The sequence below is a fragment of the Streptomyces sp. NPDC057654 genome (assembly GCF_042800135.1).
Lineage (GTDB): Bacteria > Actinomycetota > Actinomycetes > Streptomycetales > Streptomycetaceae > Streptomyces.
Genome location: NZ_JBHVHQ010000825.1, coordinates 1 through 3,850 on the forward strand (window position 1 = coordinate 1; position 3,850 = coordinate 3,850).

4 protein-coding genes are annotated in these 3,850 nt (G+C 71.9%); 2 read left to right on the forward strand and 2 right to left on the reverse strand.

Features of this window, described 5'->3' with window-relative positions; genetic code table 11:
- Positions 1-131: 131 nt before the first annotated feature.
- Positions 132-338 (reverse strand): acyl-CoA carboxylase subunit epsilon, encoded by a 207-nt coding sequence (locus ACFU99_RS36575; protein ID WP_363231271.1) that lies wholly within the window; start codon positions 336-338, stop codon positions 132-134.
- A 55-nt stretch (positions 339-393) separates the two neighbouring features.
- Complete coding sequence (locus ACFU99_RS36580) at positions 394-1,998, reverse strand: acyl-CoA carboxylase subunit beta (RefSeq protein WP_384400835.1); 1,605 nt, start codon at positions 1,996-1,998, stop codon at positions 394-396.
- Between the two features lie 211 nt (positions 1,999-2,209).
- Here ACFU99_RS36580 and ACFU99_RS36585 point away from each other — a divergent pair, with 211 nt between their 5' ends.
- Positions 2,210-3,130, forward strand: coding sequence for a biotin--[acetyl-CoA-carboxylase] ligase (locus tag ACFU99_RS36585; RefSeq protein ID WP_384400838.1), 921 nt, complete (start codon positions 2,210-2,212; stop codon positions 3,128-3,130).
- A gap of 279 nt (positions 3,131-3,409) precedes the next feature.
- Positions 3,410-3,850: adenylate cyclase regulatory domain-containing protein (locus ACFU99_RS36590; RefSeq protein WP_384400841.1), on the forward strand; the 441-nt coding region annotated here is incomplete at its 3' end.

Below are 3,850 nucleotides of genomic sequence, written 5' to 3' on the forward strand. Positions count from 1 at the left end.
AGTACGCGTACTCAGGCGCCGCAAGCGGAAGGACTATTTCCCCCGGTACCCCGCCACCGGAAAGGTGCCCAGGTGACAGGGGGTACGCGGGTGATTTCGGTGGTGTGAGGCAGTGCGCTTCAGCTGCGCGTTCAGACCGGCCAGTACGTCGTGCGCCACGCCGCCGGGCCGGGGTGCGGGAGCCGCCGGCCCGGGACCGTACGGGCCGGGTCGGCCCACGCGTCGCGGCCCTTCCCGTCCGGCGCGGCCTCCGGCGCGGACGCCGCGCGGGCCTGCACCACCGCGAGAGCGGCGGCCAACTCCTCGGGGGTCGGATTGCCCCGTACAACCTTGATCACTACGGCCTCCTTACGACGCAACGGCGCTACGCACAGCGGGTACGGCTATCCGCGGCTACAGCGGGATGTTCCCGTGCTTCTTCGGCGGCAGCGACTCGCGCTTGTCGCGCAGCGCGCGCAGCCCCCGCACCACATGCCGACGCGTCTCGGACGGCATGATCACGGCGTCGACGTAGCCGCGCTCGGCCGCCACGTACGGGTTGAGGAGCGCGTCCTCGTACCCCGCGATCAGCTCCTGGCGCACCTCGTCCTGCGCCTCGGGCGTCGGGGCCGCGGCGATCGTGCGGCGGTGCAGGATGTTCACCGCGCCCTGCGCGCCCATGACCGCGATCTGCGCCGTCGGCCAGGCCAGGTTGAGGTCCGCGCCCAGGTGCTTGGAGCCCATGACGTCGTACGCGCCGCCGAACGCCTTCCGCGTGATCACCGTGATCAGCGGGACCGTCGCCTCGGCGTAGGCGTAGATCAGCTTCGCGCCGCGCCGGATGATCCCGCCGTACTCCTGGTCGACGCCGGGCAGGAAGCCGGGCACGTCGACGAAGGTCAGCACCGGCACGTTGAAGGCGTCGCAGGTGCGCACGAAGCGCGCGGCCTTCTCCGAGGCGTCGATGTCCAGACAGCCCGCGAACTGCATCGGCTGGTTGGCGACGATGCCCACCGGGTGGCCCTCGACGCGGCCGAAGCCGGTGACGATGTTCGGCGCGAAGAGCGCCTGCGTCTCCAGGAACTCGCCCTCGTCCAGCACGTGCTCGATGGCGGTGTGCATGTCGTACGGCTGGTTCGCGGAGTCCGGGATGAGAACGTCCAGCTCGCGGTCCTCGTCCGAGGTCTCCAGGTCCGCCTCCTCGGGGAAGGCGGGCGGCGCGGAGAGGTTGTTGGACGGCAGGTAGGACAGCAGCGCCTTGACGTAGTCGATGGCGTCCTTCTCGTCGCCCGCCATGTGGTGCGCGACGCCCGAGGTCGTGTTGTGCGTACGGGCGCCGCCGAGCTGCTCGAAGGCGACGTCCTCGCCGGTGACCGTCTTGATGACGTCCGGGCCGGTGATGAACATGTGCGAGGTCTGGTCGACCATCACCGTGAAGTCGGTGATCGCGGGGGAGTAGACCGCGCCGCCCGCGCAGGGCCCCACGATCAGGCTGATCTGCGGGATCACGCCGGAGCCGTGCACATTGCGGCGGAAGATCTCGGCGAACAGGCCCAGCGCCGCGACGCCCTCCTGGATGCGGGCGCCGCCGCCGTCGTTGATGCCCACGATGGGGCAGCCGGTCTTCAGCGCGAAGTCCATGACCTTGACGATCTTCTCGCCGTAGACCTCGCCGAGGGAGCCGCCGAAGATGGTGAAGTCCTGCGAGTAGACGCAGACGGTCCGGCCGTCGACGGTGCCGTAGCCGGTGACGACGCCGTCCCCGTACGGGCGGTTCTTCTCGATGCCGAAGTTGGTCGAGCGGTGCCGCGCGAACTCGTCCAGCTCGATGAACGACCCCTCGTCCAGGAGCAGCTCGATGCGCTCGCGCGCCGTCAGCTTGCCCTTCGCGTGCTGCTTCTCCACCGCGCGCGCGGAGCCCGCGTGCGTCGCCTCGTCGATGCGGCGACGCAGATCCGCCAGCTTCCCGGCGGTGGTGTGACTGGTTGCGTCCGGTGTGGCGTCTTGCGGCTCGGACATCGCGATGCGGCTCCTGCTCGTCCTGGGTGGCTGGATGGGTGGCTGGATGGGCTGACTCGGGCTTTCCGGGGCATTTCGGAGGTACGGGGGGCTTACGGAGGCCGGAAAGGGCCGGTCGGGGCCCTCCTGGCTACCGGTTCGTAGCGTATCGGCGCGGCTGCGCTGTGGCAGTGCGTCGTTGGCCACACCGTCCCCTCCTAGGCTGGCCCCCATGACGCCCTCCGATGCCTCCGAGCCCTACGAGCCTTCCGGCTCTTCCGGCAGCCGCTGGTCCGACCTCGACCGGCCGCCGCTGAACGCCGCGGCCCTGCGCCGCGCCCTCGTACGGTCCGGCGCGCTGTGGACCTCCATCGATGTGGTGCCCGTGACCGGCTCGACCAACACGGACCTGGCCACGCTCGCCGGAGAGGGCGCGGGCCTCGCCCCCGGCGCCGTGCTCGTCGCCGAGGAGCAGTCCGCCGGGCGCGGGCGGCTCGACCGGCGCTGGTCCGCGCCCGCCCGCTCCGGGATCTTCTTCTCGGTCTACCTGGAGCCGGGCGACGAGGTGCCGATGGAGCGGTGGGGGTGGCTGCCGCTGCTCGCCGGGGTGGCGACCGCCGCCGCGCTGTCCCGCGCGGCGGGCGTGGACATGGCCCTGAAGTGGCCGAACGACCTGCTGGTGACGGTCCCGGAGAAGGCCGGGGGGACGGAGACGGGCTTCGCGGAGCGCAAGACCGGCGGGATTCTCGCCGAACGGGCCGGGGCCGGGGTGGTGCTGGGCATCGGCCTCAACGTCTCGCTGCGCGCGGACGAGCTGCCGGTGCCGACGGCCGGTTCGCTGCTGCTGGCAGGCGCGCCGGTGACGGACCGGGATCCGCTGCTGAAGGCCGTACTACGGTCGCTGGAGGAGTGGTACGGGCAGTGGCGCGCGGCCGGCGGCGATCCGGGGGCCTGCCGGTTGCAGGAGGCGTACACGGCGGGGTGCGTCACGCTCGGCCGGACCGTACGGGCGGAGCTGCCGGGCGACCGCGAACTCGTCGGCGAGGCCGTGGCGATCGACGGGGACGGGCGGCTGGTGCTCGCGACGGCGGAGGGGATGCAGGAGCCGGTGGGTGCGGGGGACATCGTGCATCTGCGGCCGGCAGGCGGCTGAGGAGCGGCGGGAGAGGGGCCGATGGACCCCGGGAGACCGCCGCGACGGGCGGGGCGCCTGCATCTGACGAGGTGAAAGGGGTGGGGGAGACCGAAGGGGCATCGGGACGCGCGGAGTCCGGAGAGTGAGCTACGGCACACCTGTCGTATCGTTGAGGCGTCCCGTCGTGGTCCCGAGGGGGACCGCGGAGCAGTGCGCGGGACACCGCGGTACAGGCACGGAGCACGGGCGAACAGTGATCGGCAGGGCAGTGCGCACGGATCGGACAGGGGGCGGGCGGTGACCGTCGACGACGCGGATGGCGCCGCCGAGGGGGACGACGACCCTCTTGCCCTGCGCCTGGAACAGCTGATCCTCGGCGCGGAGCGGCGCTACACCCCCTTCCAGGCGGCTCGGGCGGCCGGCGTCTCCATGGAACTCGCCTCCCGCTTCTGGCGCGCCATGGGCTTCGCCGACATCGGCCAGGCCAAGGCGCTCACCGAGGCCGACGTCCTGGCGCTGCGCCGGCTCGCGGGCCTGGTGGAGGCCGGACTGCTCAGCGAGCCCATGGCCGTACAGGTCGCCCGCTCCACCGGACAGACGACGGCCCGGCTGGCGGACTGGCAGATCGACTCCTTCCTGGAGGGCCTCACAGAGCCCCAGGAACCCGGCATGACGCGTACGGAGATGACGTACCCGCTCATCGAACTGCTCCTCCCGGAGCTCGAAGAATTCCTCGTC